The 20,920-nt window shown below is 69.2% G+C and carries 15 protein-coding genes; 9 read left to right on the top strand and 6 right to left on the bottom strand.

The window, feature by feature from the left end:
• Positions 1–118 precede the first annotated feature (118 nt).
• The 7 genes from SLW55_RS17335 to SLW55_RS17305 all read left to right on the top strand — a co-directional run bounded on the left by SLW55_RS17335 (position 119) and on the right by SLW55_RS17305 (position 7,568).
• A complete protein-coding gene (locus SLW55_RS17335) occupies positions 119–511 on the top strand; it encodes a PTS sugar transporter subunit IIA (protein WP_017910659.1) in 393 nt (130 codons plus the stop codon).
• Positions 504–773 carry an HPr family phosphocarrier protein gene (locus SLW55_RS17330; protein ID WP_010344110.1) on the top strand — a complete coding sequence of 90 codons (270 nt, stop codon included), beginning with the start codon at positions 504–506 and terminating at the stop codon, positions 771–773. Before SLW55_RS17335 ends, SLW55_RS17330 begins: the two co-directional genes overlap by 8 nt.
• A gap of 58 nt (positions 774–831) precedes the next feature.
• On the top strand, positions 832–2,550 hold the full coding sequence (gene ptsP / locus SLW55_RS17325) for a phosphoenolpyruvate--protein phosphotransferase (RefSeq protein ID WP_267092552.1): 1,719 nt from the start codon (positions 832–834) through the stop codon (positions 2,548–2,550).
• Between the two features lie 477 nt (positions 2,551–3,027).
• Entirely contained in the window at positions 3,028–4,386 is a 1,359-nt protein-coding gene (gene mgtE, locus SLW55_RS17320) for a magnesium transporter (protein ID WP_017913818.1), read from the top strand.
• Positions 4,387–4,597: 211 nt separating this feature from the next.
• Complete coding sequence (locus SLW55_RS17315) at positions 4,598–5,416, top strand: prolyl oligopeptidase family serine peptidase (RefSeq protein ID WP_267085756.1); 819 nt, start codon at positions 4,598–4,600, stop codon at positions 5,414–5,416.
• Between the two features lie 174 nt (positions 5,417–5,590).
• Positions 5,591–6,040, top strand: coding sequence for a hypothetical protein (locus SLW55_RS17310; protein ID WP_267102618.1), 450 nt, complete (start codon positions 5,591–5,593; stop codon positions 6,038–6,040).
• 259 nt (positions 6,041–6,299) lie between these two features.
• Positions 6,300–7,568 carry an arsenic transporter gene (locus tag SLW55_RS17305; protein ID WP_320745483.1) on the top strand — a complete coding sequence of 423 codons (1,269 nt, stop codon included), beginning with the start codon at positions 6,300–6,302 and terminating at the stop codon, positions 7,566–7,568.
• A gap of 391 nt (positions 7,569–7,959) precedes the next feature.
• On the opposite strand, the gene SLW55_RS17300 is transcribed toward SLW55_RS17305, so the two are convergent.
• Positions 7,960–9,336 (bottom strand): amino acid permease, encoded by a 1,377-nt coding sequence (locus tag SLW55_RS17300; protein WP_152182549.1) that lies wholly within the window; start codon positions 9,334–9,336, stop codon positions 7,960–7,962.
• On the opposite strand from SLW55_RS17300, the gene SLW55_RS17295 reads away from it, so the two are divergent.
• Positions 9,257–9,640, top strand: a complete 384-nt coding sequence (locus SLW55_RS17295) for a hypothetical protein (protein ID WP_267085757.1) — start codon at positions 9,257–9,259, stop codon at positions 9,638–9,640. The two genes, SLW55_RS17300 and SLW55_RS17295, sit on opposite strands and share 80 nt — an antisense overlap.
• Before the next feature lie 213 nt (positions 9,641–9,853).
• Positions 9,854–10,336, top strand: coding sequence for a hypothetical protein (locus tag SLW55_RS17290; RefSeq protein WP_267083122.1), 483 nt, complete (start codon positions 9,854–9,856; stop codon positions 10,334–10,336).
• Positions 10,337–10,513: 177 nt separating this feature from the next.
• On the opposite strand, the gene SLW55_RS17285 is transcribed toward SLW55_RS17290, so the two are convergent.
• The 5 genes from SLW55_RS17285 to SLW55_RS17265 form a co-directional block, all read right to left on the bottom strand.
• Positions 10,514–12,766, bottom strand: coding sequence for a methyl-accepting chemotaxis protein (locus SLW55_RS17285; RefSeq protein WP_320740872.1), 2,253 nt, complete (start codon positions 12,764–12,766; stop codon positions 10,514–10,516).
• 797 nt (positions 12,767–13,563) lie between these two features.
• On the bottom strand, positions 13,564–15,822 hold the full coding sequence (locus SLW55_RS17280) for a methyl-accepting chemotaxis protein (RefSeq protein WP_152236591.1): 2,259 nt from the start codon (positions 15,820–15,822) through the stop codon (positions 13,564–13,566).
• 450 nt (positions 15,823–16,272) lie between these two features.
• Positions 16,273–17,337 (bottom strand): polysaccharide lyase family 1 protein, encoded by a 1,065-nt coding sequence (locus SLW55_RS17275; protein ID WP_017910646.1) that lies wholly within the window; start codon positions 17,335–17,337, stop codon positions 16,273–16,275.
• Between the two features lie 419 nt (positions 17,338–17,756).
• On the bottom strand, positions 17,757–19,757 hold the full coding sequence (locus tag SLW55_RS17270; protein ID WP_320745482.1) for a M1 family metallopeptidase: 2,001 nt from the start codon (positions 19,755–19,757) through the stop codon (positions 17,757–17,759).
• A 209-nt stretch (positions 19,758–19,966) separates the two neighbouring features.
• Complete coding sequence (locus SLW55_RS17265; protein ID WP_017913284.1) at positions 19,967–20,914, bottom strand: aspartate carbamoyltransferase catalytic subunit; 948 nt, start codon at positions 20,912–20,914, stop codon at positions 19,967–19,969.
• Between the last annotated feature and the right edge of the window lie 6 nt (positions 20,915–20,920).

Below are 20,920 nucleotides of genomic sequence, written 5' to 3'. Positions count from 1 at the left end.
GATTCGGGATTGGCAAAAGCGGCATTGCTCTGGCTCTTGCGAATCCCAATCCCGAATCCCCAATCTCCGCTCCCCACAGGCATTCCCTGCGCCCTGCCTGACCTGTTAACGTTCTCCCATGGCCTGTGGCATTCTCCTCATCACCCACCCTGGGATCGGCGCCGCGCTGCTGAGCGTGGCGACCCGGCTGTTGCGGCAATTGCCGCTGAAAACCGAAGCCTTCGAGGTGCCGTTCGACGCCGACCTCGACGCGCTGCTACCGAACGCATCTGCCGCGTTGCGGCGGGTGGACGACGGCGATGGCGTGCTGGTGGTGACGGATCTGTACGGCGCCAGCCCGAGCAACCTCGCCGCACGGCTGGCGCGCCTGGGCACGCCGGTGCGGCGCGTCTCGGCGTTGAGCCTGCCGATGCTGCTGCGGATCATGAACTACCCCGAACAAGGACTGGAGCAGTTGCCCGCGACCGCCGCCGCCGGCTCGCGCAACGGCGTGGTGATCGACGATGCTTGAACGCGAACTGCTGGTCTCCAACCGCCTCGGCCTGCACGCCCGCGCCACTGCCAAGTTGGTGCAGACGCTGTCCTCGTTCCGCTGCAACGCCACGCTGGCGGCCAAGGGCCGCGAGGTCAATGCCAAGAGCATCATGGGCGTGATGCTGCTGGCCGCCGCACAGGGCACGCCGGTGACGGTGCGGGTGGACGGCGCCGACGAAGCCGAGGCGCTCAAGGCCGTGGTCGACCTGTTCGAGCGGCGCTTCGACGAGGACAGCTGAGCATGCGCTGCCGGCGGCCGCAGGCAGGGACGCGGTGCCGCCGCACGGGGCACGCGCGGTGAGCGTGCGTATCGCCGGCCATGGCGCCTCGCGCGGCAATGCCCTGGGCCGGGCGCGGGTGCGCCTGCCGCATGCGCTGGAAGTGGCCGAGCAACGTATCGGCGCCGCGCAGATCCCCGAAGAACTCGACCGCCTGCACCGCGCGGTGGACGCCGCGCGCGAGGAGATGCACGGCCTGCGCCAGCGCCTGCACGGCGCCCTGGCCAAGGAGGTCGGCGAATTCCTCGACCTGCACGCGCTGCTGCTCGACGACCCGGAACTGCTGCACGGCCTGGACGAACTGATCCGCACCGGCCGCTACAGCGCCGACTACGCGCTGCGCCTGCAGCGCGACCGCCTGGCGACCGTGTTCGACGACATGGAGGACGCCTACCTCAAGAGCCGCATGGACGATCTGGACCACGTGATCGGGCGGATCCATGCGTTCCTGCAGAAGCGCCAGCCGGACAGCGAAGGCCTGGCCGGCGAGATCCTGGTGTGCGAGAACGTGGCGCCGTCGGAACTGGCACAACTGCAGGCGCAGGGCGTGGTCGGCATCGTCACCAGCGCCGGTAGCACGTTGTCGCACAGCGCGATCCTGGCGCGCAGCCTGCACCTGCCGCTGGTGGTCGGTGTCGCCGACGCGCTGCAGAAGATCAACGACGGCGACGTGCTGATCATCGACGGCACCCAGGGCGCGGTGCTGGTCGACCCGACCCCGGACGACCTGCGCGACTACCGCAGCCGCGTGCGCGAGCAGGCCAGGCTGCAGCGCAGCCTGGGCAAGCTGCGCTCCAAGCCCAGCCGCACCCGCGACGGCGTGGACATCACCCTGCTGGCCAATGCCGAGTCGCGCGACGACGTCACCCGTGCGCATGCGCTCGGCGCCGACGGCCTGGGCCTGTACCGCACCGAATTCCTGTTCCTGCAGCGCGACGCGCTGCCCGACGAGGAAGAGCAGTTCCACACCTACCGCGACGCGGTGCTGGGCATGAGCGGGCGGCCGGTGACCATCCGTACCCTGGACCTGGGCGCGGACAAGGCCGATCGCACCGGCCTGACCATGAGCAACGAAGAAAACCCGGCGCTGGGGCTGCGCGGCGTGCGCCTGTCGCTGGCCCGGCCCAAGGTCTCCGACACCCAGTTGCGCGCGCTGCTGCGCGCCTCCGCCTACGGCCCGGTGCGGGTACTGGTGCCGATGGTCAGCACGCGCGAGGAACTGCTGGCGATGCGCCGGCATCTCAAGCGCATCGCCGCGCAGTTGCGCCGCGACGGTCATGCCATCGCCGAGCAGGTGCAACTCGGCGCGATGATCGAGGTGCCGGCCGCAGCGCTGGCCCTGGATACCTTCATCGACACGATCGACTTCCTGTCGATCGGCACCAACGACTTGGTGCAGTACCTGCTCGCCGCCGACCGCAACAACGAAGCAGTGGCCGCGCTGTATTCGCCGCTGCATCCGGCGGTGCTGCGGCTGATCGCGCAGGTGATCGCCACCGGCCAGGCCCATGGCAAGCCGGTGGCGGTGTGCGGCGAGATCGCCGGCGACCCGGCACTGACGCCGATGCTGCTGGCGCTGGGGCTGCGCGAGTTCAGCCTGCACCCGGCGACGATGCTGGAAGTACGCCAGGTGATCCGCGACACCGACCTGCAGACCCTGCGCCAGCGCGGCGCCAAACTGCTGCAGGCGCGCGACCGCAAGGGCATCGAGCGCTGGCTGGGTTGCGCGATCGGGTAGTTCCCGTGCGTGTTGCGGCATTGCCTTGTGGGAGGGACTTCAGTCCCGACGCCCGAACCCTTATCGCGTCGGGACTGAAGTCCCTCCCACAAAGAAACCGTCGCCCGCGTGCCGGCGTAGATGCGTCATTCCCATCGACATTCCTCTCCCTGGCTTTCTGCCTTCTTTTTTCCTGGCTTCTGTACTGCTCTCTGCTTCCTTCTCGGTGCTACCTATTCCCCTGCTCCCCTGTTCCTGCCCCCTGCCCTTTGCCTCTCGCCCGCTTCCCCAAGAGCAGTTTTTCGCTTGCTACCCCGTCGCTTTTCTCCCCGCGCACTGACGCTGCTTCGCTCTGCACTTGCGATTCCCGATTCCCCATTTCCCACTCCCGGCTCCACCAACACTGTGCTTCCCGCAACATGCAGGCGATAATGTTGGGATGAACATCTGACCCACCGCGTTTCTCCGGAGCGCGGCCTCACCCCAAGGGAGCAGCGCATGGCCGACGCCGTCCGCCACGACAAGACCGCGCGGCAGCTGCGCATGCTGTCCGATGCGCTGGACAGCGGGCGCCTGGGCCCGGTGCGGCGGCTGGTCAATACGCTGGCGCCGGCCGAGATCGGCAACCTGCTGGAGTCGTTGCCGCCGGGCAAGCGCGAGGTGGTGTGGGGGCTGGTCGATCCGGAGGACGACGGCGAGGTGCTGGTCCACGTCGGCGAGGAAGTGCGCGAGAGCCTGCTCGCGGACATGGACCCGGACGAAATCGTCGCCGCGGTCGAAGACCTGGACATCGACGACCTGGCGAACCTGGTCGAGGACTTGCCGGACACGGTCATCGACGAAGTGCTCAAGTCGATGGACCGCGAGAACCGCGAGCGGCTCGAGCAGGTGCTGTCGTATCCCGAGGACAGCGCCGGCCGCCTGATGAACCCGGACGTGGTCACCGTGCGCGCAGACGTCAACGTCGACGTGGTGCTGCGCTACCTGCGCCTGCGCGGCGAATTGCCGGACCACACCGACCACCTGTTCGTGGTCAGCCGCCGCCACCAGTACCTGGGGCGGGTGTCGCTGGCGGCGCTGGTGACCCACGAGGATTCCACCCCGATCAACCGGCTGATCGACGACGAGCAGCCGGCGATCGACGTCGGCGAAGGCGCCGACGAGGTCGCGCGGCAGTTCTCCGACCACGACTGGATCTCCGCGCCGGTGGTGGACGACAACAACATCCTGCTCGGCCGCATCACCATCGACGACGTGGTCGACATCATCCGCGACCAGGCCGAGCACCAGGCGATGAGCGCCGCCGGCCTGGACGAGGACGAGGACCTGTTCAGCCCGGTGCGGCGCGCGTTCCGGCGCCGCCTGCTGTGGCTGACGATCAACCTCGGCACCGCCTTCATCGCCTCCAGCGTGGTCGGCCAGTTCGAGGGCACCATCGCCAAGCTGGTGGCGCTGGCCGCGCTGATGCCGATCGTGGCCGGCATGGGCGGCAACGCCGGCACCCAGGTGCTGGCGCTGATGGTGCGCGGCCTGGCGCTGGGCCAGATCGGCGCCTCCAACGTGATCGTGCTGCTGCGCAAGGAACTGGCGGTGGCGCTGATCAACGGCCTGGCGCTGGGCATTGGCCTGGGCCTGATCGTGCTGCTGTGGTTCAAGCAGCCGCTGCTGTCGCTGGTGATCGGCTCGGCGCTGACCATCAACCTGCTCACCGCCGCGCTGGGCGGCGTGCTGGTGCCGCTGACGCTCAAGCGCCTGGGCTTCGATCCGGCGCTGGCCGGCGGGGTGATCCTGACCACGCTGACCGACGTGATGGGCTTCCTCAGCTTCCTCGGCCTGGCCACCTTGGTCCTACTGTAGGGCGTATGCGTACGGCGGGCGCGGTTCCCGCCGGCGCGCCGCACGGAGCGGCAGCAGCGCGCGTCGCCGCATCCACCGGTGCGCGACGGGCACGCCACGCCAGCACGCGCCTTGGCCGCCGGCTGACTGGCGCATGTCCGCCGCCCCTGCCCGGGTTGTCGTGGAGACGTCCCGCCCACGATACTGCGGCCTTCCCATCCGAGGGCCGGCCATGTCGATGCGTTCGTTGCTGCTTCTGCTGTGCCTGTCGATGGTCGGCTGCAGCAGCTTGCCCAACGACCCGGCCACCGGCCACTTCGTCAGCCGCCAGCTCAGCCTCGACGGACGCATCTACCGCTACCAGGTGTTCGTGCCGGCACCGGCGCATCGCCAGGGCCCGGTGCCGGTGGTGCTGTTCCTGCACGGCTCCGGCGAGCGCGGCGACGATGGCCGCGACCAGACCACGGCTGGACTGGGCCCGTACCTGCGCCGCCACCTGGCCGATTTCCCGGCCCTGGTGGTGATGCCGCAGGCACCCGACGGCGAAGAATGGAACGGCGCCAACGCGACCATGGCGCTGCAGGCGCTGGACGACAGCAGTGCCGAGTTCAATGGCGACCCGCAGCGCACCTACCTGACCGGCATGTCGATGGGCGGCTACGGCACCTGGGAGATCGCCCTGAAGCAGCCGCAGCGCTTCGCTGCGCTGGTGCCGATCTGCGGCGCGATCCTTTCCCCGCACGAAGACCGCGAATACCTGGTGGTGACGCCGGTGGCCTATCTGGCCGATCCCTACAGTGCCCTGGCGCAGCGCCTGCGGCACGTGCCGGTGTGGATCTTCCACGGCGCCCAGGACGACGTGGTGCTGCCGCACGACGACCGCAAGATCGTCCGTGCATTCAAGAACCTCGACGCCGACGTGCGCTACACCGAATACCCGCAGGGCAACCACAACGCCTGGGATGCCACCTACCGCGATCCGAAGATGTGGCAGTGGCTGTTCGCGCAGAAGCGCAGCGACGCCGCCACGCAGACGACCGCCGACAACTGAGCGCGCCTACACCAATGGCGCGTGCTCAAGCATGCGCCGCGCGTTAGGGAGACGCACTGAAACGGCACGTGCCAGCCGGTGGCTGGCCGCGACGTCGCTACCGCTGCAACGCCAATCGCTGCGCAACGTTGCGTGAAACCGCGTACAGTCCGCGCTTTCCTGCATAGGCCCGGCATGGCGACCGCCCCTTCTTCATCGCAGACCGCGTTCCACGCCCGCCTGCGCGCCCTGCAACCGAGCGCAGCGGTGGTCGCCGGCGCGGCGATTCCGCCACTGCTGGTGCCGGCACACGACGACGCCGCTGCGTTGCAACTCAGCGACAGCGGACGCTGGCTGTTGCAGGTGCTGGATGCGCTGGAAGCGCTGCACCAGGCAAGCCACGCCACCCGCCTGTCCGCCGATGCGCTGCGCCGCGATCAGAAGTTCGCACCGCCCGGACGGCCGTCGCTGCACCTGGTGCAGTTGCGCCAGCAGCAGGCGACCGCGCAGCAGGCCGTGCGTCGTGCCAACCAGACGCTGGCGCAGGCCGCCGCCGGCTTCGTGCGCAGCGCCGGGCTGACGCCACCGCCGCGGACCGGGCCGGTGGCGTTCGTGCAAGGATGGCTCGCACGCCATCTGGGGTAGCGGCACTGCGGTGCCGCGCGGCCCGCGCGTGCATCGATATACGGCCCGCCACGCCGCGCGTGTCTACGCAAGCTAAACCGCGGGCGCCGGAGCGCCCATGCCAGCCCGGCCTGCACCTGCCCCGCTGCTATCCTGCACGCCCCTCGCACTCCGCTGCCCGACGCCCCATGCCCGTGCCCGCTCTCGTTTCCCTCCCCTGCCCTGCCCCGGCGGCCTGCTCGCGCACGCGCCTTGGCGCCCGTGCCACGGCTGCGGCGGCATGAGCATGCCCGGCGCGCACACGGCCAATTTCGCCACGTGGAGCATCTGCGCGCTGGCCACGGCCGGCGTGATCGCGCGGCCGTTCAAGCTGCCCGAGGCGTGCTGGGCGGTGGGCGGCGCGCTGCTGCTGATGGTGCTGGGGCTGATGCCCGGCGGCGAGGCGTGGCAGGCGGTACTCAAGGGCCTGGACGTGTACCTGTTCCTGATCGGCATGATGCTGCTGTCGGAGACCGCGCGCGCCGAAGGCCTGTTCGACTGGGTGGCGATGCATGCGGTGAACCTGGCCAAGGGCTCGACCCAGCGCCTGTTCGCGCTGGTGTTCGGCGTCGGCATCGTGGTCACCGCGTTCCTGTCCAACGACGCCACCGCGGTGGTGCTGACCCCGGCGGTGTACGCGGCCGCGCGCAAGGCCGGCGCCAAGCCGCTGCCGCTGCTGTTCGCCTGCGCGCTGATCGCCAACGCCGCCAGCTTCGTGCTGCCGATCTCCAACCCCGCCAATCTGGTGCTGTACGGCGGCAAGATGCCGACCCTTGGCGCGTGGATGGCCGCGTTCGCGCTGCCGTCGCTGCTGGCGATCGGGGTGACTTTCGTGATGCTGCGCTGGGCCGAGCGCAAGGACCTGACCGGCCATTGCGCCGCGCGCGTGGACACGGTGCCGCTGACCCGCGGCGGCACCTTCGCCCTGGTCGGCATCCTCGCCACCGCCGCGCTGCTGGTCGGCGTCTCCGCGCTCGGCCTGGACCTGGGCCTGCCGACCTGTCTGGCCGGCCTGGCGACGCTGGGCGTGGTGTGCCTGGGCGGCCGCCAGTCGCCGCTGCCGATGGCCAAGGCGGTGTCGTGGTCGGTGCTGCCGCTGGTCGCCGGCCTGTTCGTGCTGGTGGAGGCGCTGTCGCGCACCGGCGTGATCGGCCTGCTCGCGCGCTCCCTGGCCGACGCCGCTGCGCACTCGCCGCAGGCCACCGCCGGCATCGCCGGCACCCTGCTGGCGTTCGGCTCCAACCTGATGAACAACCTGCCCGCCGGCCTGATCGCCAGCACCACCGTCGCCCAGGCGCAGCCGCCGCAACTGGTGGTGGACGCGCTGCTGATCGGGGTGGATCTGGGCCCGAACCTGTCCATCACCGGCTCGCTGGCGACCATCCTGTGGCTGACCGCGATCCGCCGCGAAGGCGAGGACGTGGGCTTCTGGCGCTTCCTCAAGGTCGGTGCGCTGGTGATGCCGCCGGCGCTGCTGTGCGCGCTGGGTGCGCGGCTGCTGCTGGGCTGAGTCGCGCGCGCCCACTTCGTGGATTGCCCATGGCGGCCAGCCCGCGGAATGGGCACCCAGGTCCGGCCTGCAGCGACCGCGGGTCGGCCGCGGCGGCTTCTACCGCACCGCGTCGCGGCCGAAGCCGCTGCTACGAGGGAGTCTGCGAGCTGTCGGTGCCGTCATAGGAGCGGCTTCAGCCGCGACAGGCTTACCACGGCAACTGCCGCGGTTGATCCATGAAAAGCAACAAGCGCCGCTGTTACGGCAGCGGACATGACGCGCGCGGAGCCCGCGCCTGTGGGAGCGACGTCAGTCGCCACGAGCGAAGCCCGACACCGGCCGACACCCTCACGCATCGGGACGGCAGTCCCTCCCACAACGGCATGCCGCCACCGCTGGAGCGCGCGCCCTACCCCGCGCGCAGCCGCCGCGCCACGCCCCTGACCACGGCGATCACCGCGGTCAGCGCCGCCATCGACAGGAACTGCGTACGGGTGTCCGGCGAGGCCACCAGCAGGCCGAAGATCAGCGCCAGGATCGCCAGCGCCAGCACGGTGAGCACCGGATAGCCGCGCATGCGGAACGGCAGGCGGGTGCCGGCACGGTCGGCGCGCGCACGCAGGATCAGCTGCGACAGCAGCGAGATCGTCCACACCAGCAGGCAGGTGGCGCCGACGATGTTCAGCAGCACCGGCAGCACGCGGTTGGGATACAGCAGCTCCAGCACCGCAGCGACGAAGCCGAACAGCACGCTGGCCAGCACCGCCAGCCACGGTACCTGCTGGCGGCTGGACGCGGCCAGCGCGCGCGGCGCTTCGCCGCGCTGGGCCAGCGAGAAGATCATCCGCGAGGCACCGTAGAGATTGGCGTTGAGCGCCGACAGCAGCGCGATCACCGCGATCAGGGTGATGCCGGTGGCGGCGCCGGGAATCCGGGCCACCTGCAGCACCGCGGCGAACGGCGAACTCAGCGCCTCGCTCTGCCACGGCACCACCGCGATGATCACGCTCAGCGAGCCGATGTAGAACACCAGGATGCGCCAGGCGACGGTGCGGATGGCGCGGGCGATGCTGCGCTCCGGATCGGCGGTCTCCGCCGCGGCCACCGCCACGATCTCGGTGCCGCCGAACGCGAACACCACCACCAGCAGCGCGGCACCGATGCCAGCCAGGCCCTTCGGCGCGAAGCCGCCGTTGCCGGTGACGTTGGACAGGCCCGGCGAGGCCACCCCGGGCAGCCAGCCGGCCAGCAAGGCGATGCCGACCAGGATGAAGCCGACGATCGCCGCGACCTTGAGGATGGCGAACCAGAATTCGAACTCGCCGAAATTGCGCACGCCCAGCAGGTTGATCGCGGTGAACGCGGCCATGAACGCGATCGCGGCCAACGGCACCGGCAAGCCCGGCCACACCGTCGCCAGCAGGCCGGCGGCACCCACGGCCTCGGCGGCGATCACGATCACCAACTGCAGCCACCACAGCCAGCCCACGGTGGCGCCGGCAGTCGGACCCATCGCGTCGGCGGCGTACACCGAGAACGCACCGCTGGCCGGCTTGGCCGCCGCCATCTCGCCCAGCGCGTTCATCACGATGATCACCAGCGCGCCGGCGACCAGGTAGGAAATCAGCACCGCGGGCCCTGCCGCGTGCACGCCGACGCCGGAGCCCAGGAACAGGCCGGCACCGATCGCGCTGCCCAATCCCATCATGATCAGTTGCCGCGGTTTCAGCGCATGGCGCAAGGCGGGTGCGGCGGCAGGCGGGACAGGCGCGGACGGATGCGGCATCGGCTCGGTCGGGTGCGGAAAACGCGACACGATACAGGCTGGCGACGATGCCGTGCGGCTACGCGCGCGTTTGGCCGCCTGCGAGCGCGGATCGGCGCACAGCGGCGGCATGGCTGCTGCAACGCAGCGCGGATCCGCGCACGCGGCCGCGATGCACACCGCCGGGGCGGACGGCGAGCACCTTGCTGGCGGCCTTCCCACGTCCGGCAAGACGACGGCACCGCTCGATGTCCGACAGGTACGGATTTTCCTTACCCGCAGCCATGGCGGACTTTTGCTCCATCTCGTTGATTTTGCATATTGACAGCGATACTAACGTCAGAAATACTGAACTCGACGCCCACCGAATCTCCTATTTCCGTACCAGCCGATGAGGGCATGCACGCGGAGCCAGGAGGACGGCAGGCGACGACGGACCGGGAGACGGCCCGTTGCGGGCGCTCCGGCCGGAAAGGACCACGGCTGCCGCTCGTCCCATGGCGTACAGGTCCGTACCATCCAGACAAGGAGAGACACCATGATCAAACCGTTGCTGACCCTGACGGTGCTGGCAGCCGCGCTGGCCGTGCCCTGCCTGCAGGCCGCCGAGCGCGCCCCGCTCAACGCCGCCGATGCCATCCAGGGCATGGGCGAACGCCTGCCCATCGGCAAGAAGAACGTCAGCCTGTCGCCGCTGTTCAAGGTCTACACGTTCGAGAAGGCCGGCCTGCGCTTCGTGCAGATCAACTCGTTGCGGGACGAGGTCATCACCGTGCTCACCGCCACGCCGGGCACCGAGGCACGGCTGCCGATCGGCAGCGCCGCCGAGGCGCAGATGATCGCGGTCAACGACGCGAAGAACCAGCCGCTGGGCATGGTCACCGCCGCAGCGAGTTGCCCGTGCAACGCCACCGTGGTCTACCGCGACGCCAACACCACCATCGTGGTGGTCTACGGCTCCAACGGCGAGTACATCACCTCGTACGTGATCAAGAGCCCGCAGACCAAGCCGCCGCAGTAAGTGCCGACCGCGCTGCGGCCGCGCTCGGCGGCCGCAGCGTGACCCAGCGCCGTCGATCGGCGGACGCGGGTGCCCTGATCGGCCCCGTCGCCCGGCGAGCGATCGGCAAACGCGTGCGGCCGCCTTCCGAGGAAGGCGGCCGCACCAACGACAGTCCGGCGACCGGACCGCAACGACTCAGAACTCCTGCCAGTCCTTGTCCAGCGCCACCGCCGCCGCGAACGACGGCGCGCGGCGTGCCGGTGCGACCGCGGCCTGCGGGCGCGGACTGCGCGTCATCGTCTGCGTCGCGTGTCTGCCGCGCGGCAACGGAGCCGGCATCGGCGCCGCAGCCGGCGCGCCGTCCAGCTTGAACAGCGCCACGGCCTGGGTCAGCTCCACCGACTGCTGCTCCATCGAGCGCGCCGCCGCCGTGGCTTCTTCCACCAGTGCCGCGTTCTGCTGCGTGCTTTCGTCCATCTGGGTGACGGTCTGGTTGACCTGCTCGATGCCGGCCGACTGCTCCTGCGAGGCCGCCGAGATCTCGCCCATGATGTCGGTCACCCGCTGCACCGACGCCACGATCTCCTGCATGGTGCTGCCGGCCCGGTCGACCAGCGCCGAGCCTTCGGCGACGCGGGTCACCGAATCGTCGATCAGCGTCTTGATCTCCTTGGCGGCATTGGCCGAACGCTGCGCCAGGGTGCGCACTTCGCTGGCAACGACCGCGAACCCGCGGCCCTGCTCGCCGGCACGCGCCGCTTCCACCGCCGCGTTGAGCGCCAGGATATTGGTCTGGAAGGCGATGCCGTCGATCACGCCGATGATGTCGGCGATCTTCTTCGACGAGGCCTCGATGCCGCTCATGGTCTCGACCACCTGACCGACCACCGCACCGCCCTGGGACGCGACGGACGCCGCGCCGCTGGCGAGCTGGTTGGCCTGGCGCGCGTGCTCGGCGTTCTGCTTCACGGTGGAGGTCAGCTCTTCCATCGATGCAGCGGTTTCTTCGAGGCTGGCGGCCTGCTGCTCGGTGCGGCGCGACAGGTCGTCGTTGCCGGTGGCGATTTCGCTGGCGGCGGCATTGATGCTGACCGCGGCGGTCTGGATGCGGCCGACGATGCCGGTCAACTGGTCGGCGGTGGCGTTGGCGTCGTCGCGCATCCGCGCGAACACGCCGTGGAAGTCGCCGTGCATGCGTGCGGTGAGGTCGCCGGCGGCGATCGCCTGCAGCAGGGCGGACAGCTTGCCCAGGTTGCGGTCGCTGACCTCCATCATCGCGTTGAGGTCCTGCACCATCAGCCGGAAATCGTGCTGGAAACTGGCCGCATCGCCGCGGGCGCTGAAGTCGCCGGCCGCAGCAGCCGACGCCAGGCGCTTGATCTCGGTATTGATCGCCAGCAGGCTGGCCTTGGCCGCATCCATCGATTCGTGCAGCACCGCACGGCTGCCGGGCAGCCGGCGCGCGTCGCGGCGCAGGTCGCCGTTGGCGTATTCGTTGAGGATCTCGACCGCCTCGACGATGGCGTCCAGGTGCTCGAACATCATGGTGTTGATGCCCTTGCTCAGTTCGCCGTACACGCCGGGGAAGTCCTGCGGCATGCGGTGGCTGATGTCCTTGTCGGCGTGCAGCTCGATCATCAGCACGGTCTCGCGGGAGAAGCGTTGCAGCTGGTTCTGCATGCGGCCCATCGCCAGCAGCAGGCGGCCGGGCTCGTCGCGCGCGTCGGTGGCCACGTCGTTGTCCAGGCGGCCGTCGGCGATGGCCTCGGCGGCGCGGGTGGCGCGGGCCAGCGGCACGGTGAGGCTGCGGGTGATCAGCCACGCCAGCAGGCTGCTGACCAGCACCACCGCCAGTCCGCCGGCGATGAGCATGGCGCGCCCACGCGCCATCGCCGCCGTCGCTTCCGCATAGGCCTCGTTGCTGCGGGTGGCCTGCAGATCGGCATAGCGGGCAATGGCGTCCTGCCATTTCTGCGTCAGCGGTGCGGACTCCCGCATCAGCAGGGCCAGGGCCTCGTCCGGCTTGTCGTGCATGCCCAGATCCATCACCCGGTTGTTGACGTCCACGGTCATCTGCCGGGCGCGATCGACGTCCTCCAGCACGGCCTGGCTCTGCGCACCGCTGGGGATGGCGCCCGCCCGCTTGCGCGCCTCCTGGTAGCGTGCGCGCTGCTCGACGACGACCTTGGCGAAGCGGATGTTGTCTTCCTGGGAGGTCGGCAACACGATGTTGCGGACATTGATGGCCACGACCGAACTGGCGTTGAGCATGTCGCTGGACGCGCGGATGGCGGCGATGTTGCGGTTGACGATGCCGTCCAGTCGCTCGCGCGCCTGGAACAGGGTCAGCAGCCCGGCGACGACCAGCGCCGAGGACAACAGGATGAGGATGCCGAACGCGGTGGCGAGCCGGGCACCGACGTTGTAGCGCTGAAGGAATGCAATCATGGAATGGCCTTTGGGGGAATGAGAGGGGCGATGGAACGCCGCGGACCACGCACGCCGACCAGCCGCCGTTGTGCGCGCCCGCATCGAACGAGATGAATGATTCGTGAAAAAGCGTTTTGAATCAGACGCTTGATGACGCATCCCGCTCGATGTGCGGGCGATGTAACGGCGCCCCGCGCGGGGACTTGAGAGGCGATTGCACGGAATTTATTGAACACCCTCAGGCACATCACAGGGATGTGGAGAGGCCATTCGCACTGCGTCCGGATCGGCGTTTTCGCGTGAATACCGCGTGCACGTCATGTTGCAACGGCCGGCACGACGCTTGCTTGCGGCGCGAGGTCGCAGCGAGGAAAAAGTTTTCCGATTGGCCGCACAACGGAGACCTCGACACGCGATGCGAAGGCCAGGAACGCGATCGCGGTCACTTCGCAGCGTCAGCCGGGAACCCGCGGCCGCAGCCACGGCGGCAGCGATGCTGTCGTACAAGGGACGCGTCGCATCACGCGCACGGCGTCTGCTGCACGGCAGCGGCGCACGTGACGGCGTGCTGGATGCTCACGCGGGCAACACGCGCGTAAGCCCCACGCAGGCGTGAGGAAGGAGCAGGACGCCCACGCGCGCGGCGTGGGCGTCGGTCAGAAACAGCGTGCCGCGCCAAGGCAGGCACGGCATCGCGACCGCAGTGGAACATCCTCGGATCTGCGGGATGCGGCACCGGCGGCCGCAAGGCAACCGATACGCGACAGGCGAGCGACGCGCATTGCGCCGCTCGCCGATGACAGGCGCCGTGCGGCTCAGAACTCCTGCCAATCCTTGTCCAGCGCCATCGCCGCCGCCGGCTGCGCCGCACGCCGCGCAGGTGCGGCCTTGGCCGCTGCCGGAAGGACGTTGCGCTTGCCCGCGGGCGTCGCGGTGGCCTGGTGCCGCGGTGCCTGCGCTACCGGCGTGGCCGCGGATGCGTCGAGCTTGAACAGCGCCACCGCCTGGCTCAGTTCCACCGCCTGCTGCTCCATCGAGCGCGCCGCCGCACTGGCCTCTTCCACCAAGGCCGCGTTCTGCTGGGTGCTCTCGTCCATCTGCGTCACGGTCTGGTTGACCTGCTCGATGCCGGCCGACTGCTCCTGCGAGGCGGCGGAGATTTCCCCCATGATGTCGGTGACACGCTGCACCGAGGTCACGATCTCGGTCATGGTCTTGCCTGCCCGGTCGACCAGGACCGAACCTTCGGCGACGCGGCTCACCGAATCGTCGATCAGGCTCTTGATCTCCTTGGCCGCGCTGGCCGAGCGCTGCGCCAGCGTGCGCACCTCGCTGGCGACCACGGCGAAACCGCGCCCCTGGTCGCCGGCACGCGCGGCTTCCACCGCCGCGTTGAGGGCCAGGATGTTGGTCTGGAAGGCGATGCCGTCGATCACCGAGATGATGTCGGCGATGCGCCGCGACGCATCCTCGATGCCGCTCATGGTGGTCACCACCTGGCCGACCACGTCGCCGCCCTGCGAGGCGACCGAGGCCGCACCGGCGGCGAGCTGATTGGCCTGGCGCGCGTGCTCGGCGTTCTGGCGAACGGTGGAGGTCAGTTCCTCCATCGAGGCTGCGGTTTCTTCCAGGCTGGCGGCCTGCTGCTCGGTGCGGCGCGACAGATCGTCGTTGCCGGCGGCGATCTCGCTGGCCGCGGCATTGATCGACACCGCCGAGTGCTTGATGCGTCCGACGATGCCGGCCAGCTGCTCGGCGGTGGCATTGGCGTCGTCGCGCATCTGCGCGAACACGCCGCGGAAATCGCCGTGCATGCGCGCGGTCAGATCGCCCGCGGCGATCGCCTGCAGCAGGGTCGACAGCGCCTGCAGGTTGCCATCGGCGGTGGCCATCAACTGGTTGAGGCTGTCCACCATCACCCGGAAGTCGTACTGGAAGCGCTCGGCGTCGCCGCGCGCGCTGAAGTCGCCGTCGGCGGCGGACGTCGCCAGTTGCTTGATCTGCCCGTTCATCGCCGACAGGTTGGCCTTGACCTCGTCCATGGTCTGGCTCAGCACCGCCTCCTCGCCGGGCAGGCGGTCCATGTCCTGCGACAGGTCGCCGATCGCGTAGCGGCCCATGATCTGCGCCAGGCGCGTCTTCACCGCCAGGTGCGAGGCCACCAGCGCATTGGTCTCGGCCGCCATGCGCCCGTAGTCGCCCGGGAAGGCCTGCGCTTCGATGCGATGGCTGACTTCGCCCGCGTCGTGGCGCTTGGCCATTTCCAACTGCGCGCCGATCAGGTTGCTGACCTGCTGCTGCATGCCCTGCATCGCGACCAGCAGACGTCCGGTTTCGTCGCGGGCGTCGGTGCGTACGTCGTTGTCGAGCTTGCCGCTGGCGATGGCCTCGGCGACACGCGTGGCGCGGGTCAGCGGCACGGTCAGGCTGCGGGTGATCAGCCAGGCCAGCAGGCCGCTGACCAGCACCACGAGCACGCCACCGGCCACCAGCAGGCTGCGGCCGCGGTCCATCGCGACGTTGGCGCCGGCGTAGGCCTCGGCACCGCGCGTGCGCTGCCGGTTGGCATAGGTATTGATCGCCTCCTGCCATTGCTGCGTCGCCGGTCCGGCCTCCGCCATCAGGACTTTCAATGCCTCATCGGCCTTGTTGGCCATGCCCAGGTCCAGGACCTTCTGGTTGGCGAGACGGGTCCGATCGTAGGCGTCGTCGATGGCCTTGCGCATCTGCGCGCCGGTGGCATCGCTGACCGGGATCGCATAGAGCTTGTCGTGGACCTCACCGTAGTAGCGGCGCTGCTGGTCGACGGCCTTGGCGAATCGCTCGTTCTCTTCCTGCGTGGTCGGCAGCACGATGTTGCGCAGATTGACCGCCACCTGTGCGCTGGCATTGCGCATTTCGCCGGTGTAATCGAGGATCTGCATGCGCCGGTTGACGATGGTGTCCATCATCTCGCGCGCCTGTTTCAGCGTCAGCAGCCCGGCGACGACGAGCGCACAGGAGAGCAGGATGAGGACGCCGAAGGCGGACGCGAGCCGCGTCCCGACGTTGTAGCGTTGCAGGATTCCGATCATGAGGGGCCACCAAGTAAGAAAAGGAGAGCAGCCCGCGCCACGACCTGGATCGCGCAGGACACCCTCGGGCCAACGGCCTGGGCGCGATGCGACGGAGAAGAAGGAAAAGACACTTCCAGCACCGGCCGCATCGGGGGTGTCCCATGCGGGTACTCGTACTAGGTAACGGCGACCCGTAAAGAATCTTGATGCGCAACTGCGCACAGTTTTCTAAATTCCCTCAGCATCGTGACTACGATGTCCACGTTGCGCGTCTCCCTCACGCCACCGTTGCGCACTCGTAAATTCCATGTGAAACAAGGATTAGAAGGCGCCCTATCGGCGCCGGCGCACGTCACACTTACCGCCGCAGGCGTCGCCACGCGCACACCAAGAATGTCGTAAACGGCATATATCCGCGACCGCCCGGGCGACCGGCCTCCGCGCCGTCGGGCGCGGAGGCGGCGTGCCTTACTCGGCCAGGTTGGTGCCGGCACCGGCGGTGGCGATGACCTTGGCCTTGACCTGCGCGGCAGGGATCGCCGTGTACATGTAACCCAGCGACTCGGGATAGGTCTTGGACGAGATCCAGGTGGTGGCGTTGGCGTAGGGCTTGCTGGTGCTCTCCGGCACCGTCCAGGTGATGCCGCTGCCGACGTAGTTGTTGATCAGGTCCCAGTAGCCGATCTCGCTGCTGTCGCGCGAGGTCACCGGGTTCTTGATGTTCTCGAAGTAGTTGGCTTCGATCAGCGCCACCCCGCCCATGCGCACGTTGATGCCGGAGGTGAAGACGTTGTTGAAGTAGTTGTTGTAGATGTGGCTCAACCCGCGCCGCTGCAGTGGCAGGCGCGATTCCACGTTCTCGAAGCGGTTGTGATGGTAGGTGGTGCGCGCCGCGGCGTTCTGGGTATCGCTGTCGCTGTAGCCGTTGAGCGCGACCTTCTGGTAGTCGTGGATGTAGTTGTACGATACGGTGACATGGTTGACGCCCTTCTTCATGTCGATGCCGCCGTCGAAGGACGCGTCGCCGGCGCCGGGGCATTTGGTCAGCGAGGCGAAGATGGTGTTGTGGTCCACCCAGATGTTGGACGGCTGGCCGCTGGAATTGCCTTCCAGCGAGATCGAATCGGCGTCCTCGCCGCCGGGCAGCAGGCCGATGGTCATGTTGCGGATGATGACGTTGTGCGCATTGCCGACCACGCGCACGCCGAAGTTGGCCGAGGAGCCGTTCGCCCCCTTGATGGTGATGTCGCGCTTGTTCTTGATCTGCACGGTCTTGGCCGGCAGCTTCCATTGCGTGCATACGTCGGTGATGCTGGCGTAGTTGAAGCTGCCGGTGTAGTTGAGCACCAGGCCGCCGGAGCCGGCGTAGTTGTCGATCGCCGCCTGCATCGCCTCCATCGTGGCGACGTTGACCGGAATGGCGTTGCCGCCACCGGTGGTGTTGGCGCCGTAGCCGACCGGGCCGGCGAAGGCCGGGGCGGCGCCGACGGCCAGAGCGAGCGCCAGTGCGCCCCTGCGGAACTGCTGCTGCATGATGTCTCTCCCATCTGTCGCGATGAGTGCACGACGCATGACAGTGCATGCATGCGCCGGCACGGGGCGTGGGGGCCGGCGGCATTCTTGGAATGCACGCGGCGGCCCGCGCAATCGCCGCGACGCAGAACTGGAACCCTGCGCTCCGTTCGCCGCGCGGGACAGGACAAGCGGACACGCACGGTCCGCAGGAGACAGACAGCGACAGCCGGGGACAGGCTTCCCGCACGCACGCTGCGTTGGACGCACCTCGCCGGCAACGACGGCGAACGGCCGTGCATCGCGCGCATCGCCATCGCCGTCGGCGCACCGCGCAGGGACAAGCGCACGCCGGCGCTGCGCGGCCGCGAATGTTGCGGCCGCAGCACGTTTGCGCGGGCCATCCGACGCCGAACAGGCGCCGGATGGCCGCAACGCGCTCAGCTCACCGTGTCCAGGCGATTGTCGCTGCGGTCGGCGTCGGGCAGCACATGGTCCGGATCCAGGGTCACGTGCAGCACCTTCTGCGTACTCGGCACCCGGATCTGCGGCTGGGTCTGCTGCATCCAGGTCTCCACCGGCACGCGCTGATCCAGATGACTGCCGTCGGCGAAGTCGATGCGCAAGGTCGCCGGCATCACCAGCTTCTGGCGGCTACGCAGGGTCACCAGCAGGCCCTTGGCCGGATCATGATCGACGTAAGCGGCCGCGCGCACGCCCATGTCCAGCTGCCAGTTGTTGAAATACCAGCCGCGCCACCACCAGCTCAGATCCTCGCCGGCCTCGCTCTCCATCAGCCGGAAGAAATCCGACGGCGTCGGGTGCTTGTAGGCCCAGGTGGCGATGTACTTGCGGAACGCCGGATCGAAGCGCGCCGGGCCGAGGATCTGTTCGCGCAGCAGCACCAGGCCCAGCGCGCCCTTGAAGTAGGTCAGCGGATGCCGGTATTTCTCGCTGGTGGCGTCGGCGCGATCGAGCAGGGTCGGCGCCTGCGCGTCGGCCAGCAGCGGCAGGATCTCGTCCACCGGGTTGCCGCCGCCGGGCGCGTATTCGCCATCGCGCTTGGGCGCGAATTCGCCATGGTTGATCGCGTCGGAGGCGTAGACGTCGATGAAGGTATTGAAGCCCTCGTCCATGAAGGCGTGGCGGCGCTCGTTGGAGCCGACGATCATCGGGAACCAGCCGTGGCCGAGTTCGTGCGCGGTGATCCAGAACAGTTGCTTGCCGCCGTCCTCCATGTCGTCGAAGACGATGCCGGGGTACTCCATGCCGGCGCCGTGGCCGCCCAGGTTCACCGCCGCCGGCCACGGGTACGGATACCACTGCGAGAAGTGTTCGATCGAGGCTTTGACGAACTCGGTGGAGCGGCCCCACTTGTCGCTGCCGACCGCGCTGCGCGGATACACCGACATCGCCAGCGCATGCTTGCCCTCGGGCAGGTTGATCCGCGCCGCATCCCACACGAACGCCGGCGAAGCGGCGAAGGCGACGTCGCGGGTGTGGTCCATGTGGAAGCGCCAGGTCTGGGTGCCGCTGGCGCTGGGCCGACTGTCCGGCGTGCCCACCTCATCGGCGCCGCGGATGGTCACCGTGCTGTCGCTGGCGGCGGCTTGCGCCAAACGCTGGCGCTGGGTGGCGGTGAGCACCTGCGCCGGATTCACCAGTTCGCCGGAACCGGCCACCAGATAGTTCCACGGCACCGTCACCGCGTAGTCGAAATCGCCATATTCCAGGTAGAACTCCGCGCCTAGGTAGGGCTGCGTGTCCCAGCCGCGCAGGTCGTCGTACACCGCCATGCGCGGATACCACTGCGCGATCTCGTAGATGTCGCCGTCGGGGGTGGGCGTGACCGCGGTGCGGCCGCCCCAGGTGCCGGGCACGGTGTAGGCGTAGTCGATGTGCAGCTTGAGCGCCTTGCCGCTGGCCAGCGGCTGCGGCAGATCCACGCGCATGCGCGTGTCGTCGATCAGGAAGGTGGCCGCCACGCGCTTGCCGCCCTGCTCCAGTTCCACCTTGGCGATGCGGTAGCCCTCGGTGCTCTGCGGCGCGGGCCGGTCGGCACGCGCGGCGCGCAGGGTGCGGGCGCGGGCATCGACGCGGTACAGGTTCTGGTCCAGCTGCAGCCACAGCACGTCCAGCGTGTCCGGGCTGCGGTTGCTGTAGGTGATGGTCTCCTGGCCGCGCAGCGTGTGCGTGGCCGGTTCCAGGGTGGCGTGCAGGTCGTAGTCGGCGCGGTTCTGCCAGTACTGCGGGCCGGGCACGCCGCCGCCGCTGCGGTAGGCGTTGGCCGGCTGCGGCAACTGCAGCGGTGCGAACAGCGCCTGCGGATCGTAGGTACCGGCGCCATCCGCGGCGGCGGCAGTGGCGGCATCGGCCTGGGCGGCGGCGACAAGGGAAACACAAGCCGCGGCGAACGCAGCGCGGCGCAGGACAAGGATCATGGTGGCGTCCGTGGGGAGGATCGCCGCCGATGGTAGGCCGATTGGGGGTGGCGCGAATGTGCCGTTCGCCACCTTCGGCAGCGGATGCTCGGCAAGACGGAGTAGCAGCGGCTTCAGCCGCGATGGGCGCTACCGGGAAGGCCCGTCGCGGCTGATCCCCGAAGGGGACAAGCGCCGCTCCTACGACGGCAGGGTGACGCGCGCCGGGCTCAGCCCAGCAAGGTCTCCAGCACCGCCATGCGCACCGCCACGCCGTTGGCGACCTGGCGCAGGATGCACGACTGCGCGCCGTCGGCGACTTCGTCGGTGATCTCCACGCCGCGATTGATCGGTCCCGGATGCAGCACCACCGCGTCCTTGGACGCGCGGCGCAGCCGCTCGGCGGTGAGGCCGTACTGGCCGTGGTAGTCCTCCAGCGAGGTCACCAGGCCTTCCTCCATGCGCTCGCGCTGCAGGCGCAACATCATCACCGCGTCCACGCCATCGAGCATGGCGTCGAAGTCCTCGCCGACCACGCAGCCGTCCAGGGTGCCGTCGTCGGGCAGCAGCGCGCGCGGGCCGCACACGCGCACTTCGCCGGCACCGAGGGTGCGCAGCGCGTGCAGGTCCGAGCGCGCCACCCGCGAGTGCTTGACGTCGCCGACGATGACCAGCTTGAGCTTGGAGAAGTCGCCGCCCTTGGCGTGGCGCAGGGTCAGCATGTCGAGCAGGCCCTGGGTGGGATGCGCGCTGCGGCCGTCGCCGGCGTTGATCAGCGCGGTGCCCTCACCCGCCGCCTCGGCCAGACGCTCCACTGCGCCATCCTCGGGGTGGCGCACGACGAAGCCGCGCACGCCCATCGCTTCCAGGTTCTTCAGCGTGTCGCGCGCGGTCTCGCCCTTGCGCGTGGACGAGGTGGAGGCGTCGAAGTTCAGCACGTCGGCGCCGAGCCGCTGCGCGGCCAGCTGGAACGAACTGCGGGTGCGCGTGGACGGTTCGAAGAACAGCGTGCACACCGCGGTGCCGGCCAGCACGTTGCGCTTGCCGACCCGACCCACCGCCGCGTCGCGGATCTGCCCGGCGCGGTCCAGCAGTTGCAGCAGGGTCGCGCGCGGCAGCCCTTCCAGGGTCAGCAGGTGGCGCAGGCGCCCGTTCGAATCGAGTTGCGGATCAGTCATGGCGGG

Origin of the sequence: Xanthomonas sp. LF06-19, assembly GCF_034105425.1 — a bacterium.
Taxonomy (GTDB): domain Bacteria; phylum Pseudomonadota; class Gammaproteobacteria; order Xanthomonadales; family Xanthomonadaceae; genus Xanthomonas_A; species Xanthomonas_A sontii.
The sequence above is the reverse complement of the archived record's forward strand: the minus strand, read 5'-3'. Positions and strand labels throughout refer to the sequence as shown.

Coding starts and splice junctions, on each gene's coding strand:
- SLW55_RS17310 (WP_267102618.1), top strand. CDS start 5,591: ATGGCGACCGCCCCTTCTTCATCGCAGACCGCGTTCCACGCCCGCCTG.
- SLW55_RS17280 (WP_152236591.1), bottom strand. CDS start 15,822: ATGATCGGAATCCTGCAACGCTACAACGTCGGGACGCGGCTCGCGTCC.
- SLW55_RS17270 (WP_320745482.1), bottom strand. CDS start 19,757: ATGATCCTTGTCCTGCGCCGCGCTGCGTTCGCCGCGGCTTGTGTTTCC.
- SLW55_RS17300 (WP_152182549.1), bottom strand. CDS start 9,336: ATGCCGCATCCGTCCGCGCCTGTCCCGCCTGCCGCCGCACCCGCCTTG.
- SLW55_RS17330 (WP_010344110.1), top strand. CDS start 504: ATGCTTGAACGCGAACTGCTGGTCTCCAACCGCCTCGGCCTGCACGCC.
- SLW55_RS17305 (WP_320745483.1), top strand. CDS start 6,300: ATGAGCATGCCCGGCGCGCACACGGCCAATTTCGCCACGTGGAGCATC.
- SLW55_RS17285 (WP_320740872.1), bottom strand. CDS start 12,766: ATGATTGCATTCCTTCAGCGCTACAACGTCGGTGCCCGGCTCGCCACC.
- SLW55_RS17335 (WP_017910659.1), top strand. CDS start 119: ATGGCCTGTGGCATTCTCCTCATCACCCACCCTGGGATCGGCGCCGCG.
- SLW55_RS17295 (WP_267085757.1), top strand. CDS start 9,257: ATGATCAGTTGCCGCGGTTTCAGCGCATGGCGCAAGGCGGGTGCGGCG.
- SLW55_RS17275 (WP_017910646.1), bottom strand. CDS start 17,337: ATGCAGCAGCAGTTCCGCAGGGGCGCACTGGCGCTCGCTCTGGCCGTC.
- SLW55_RS17290 (WP_267083122.1), top strand. CDS start 9,854: ATGATCAAACCGTTGCTGACCCTGACGGTGCTGGCAGCCGCGCTGGCC.
- SLW55_RS17265 (WP_017913284.1), bottom strand. CDS start 20,914: ATGACTGATCCGCAACTCGATTCGAACGGGCGCCTGCGCCACCTGCTG.
- mgtE (WP_017913818.1), top strand. CDS start 3,028: ATGGCCGACGCCGTCCGCCACGACAAGACCGCGCGGCAGCTGCGCATG.
- SLW55_RS17315 (WP_267085756.1), top strand. CDS start 4,598: ATGTCGATGCGTTCGTTGCTGCTTCTGCTGTGCCTGTCGATGGTCGGC.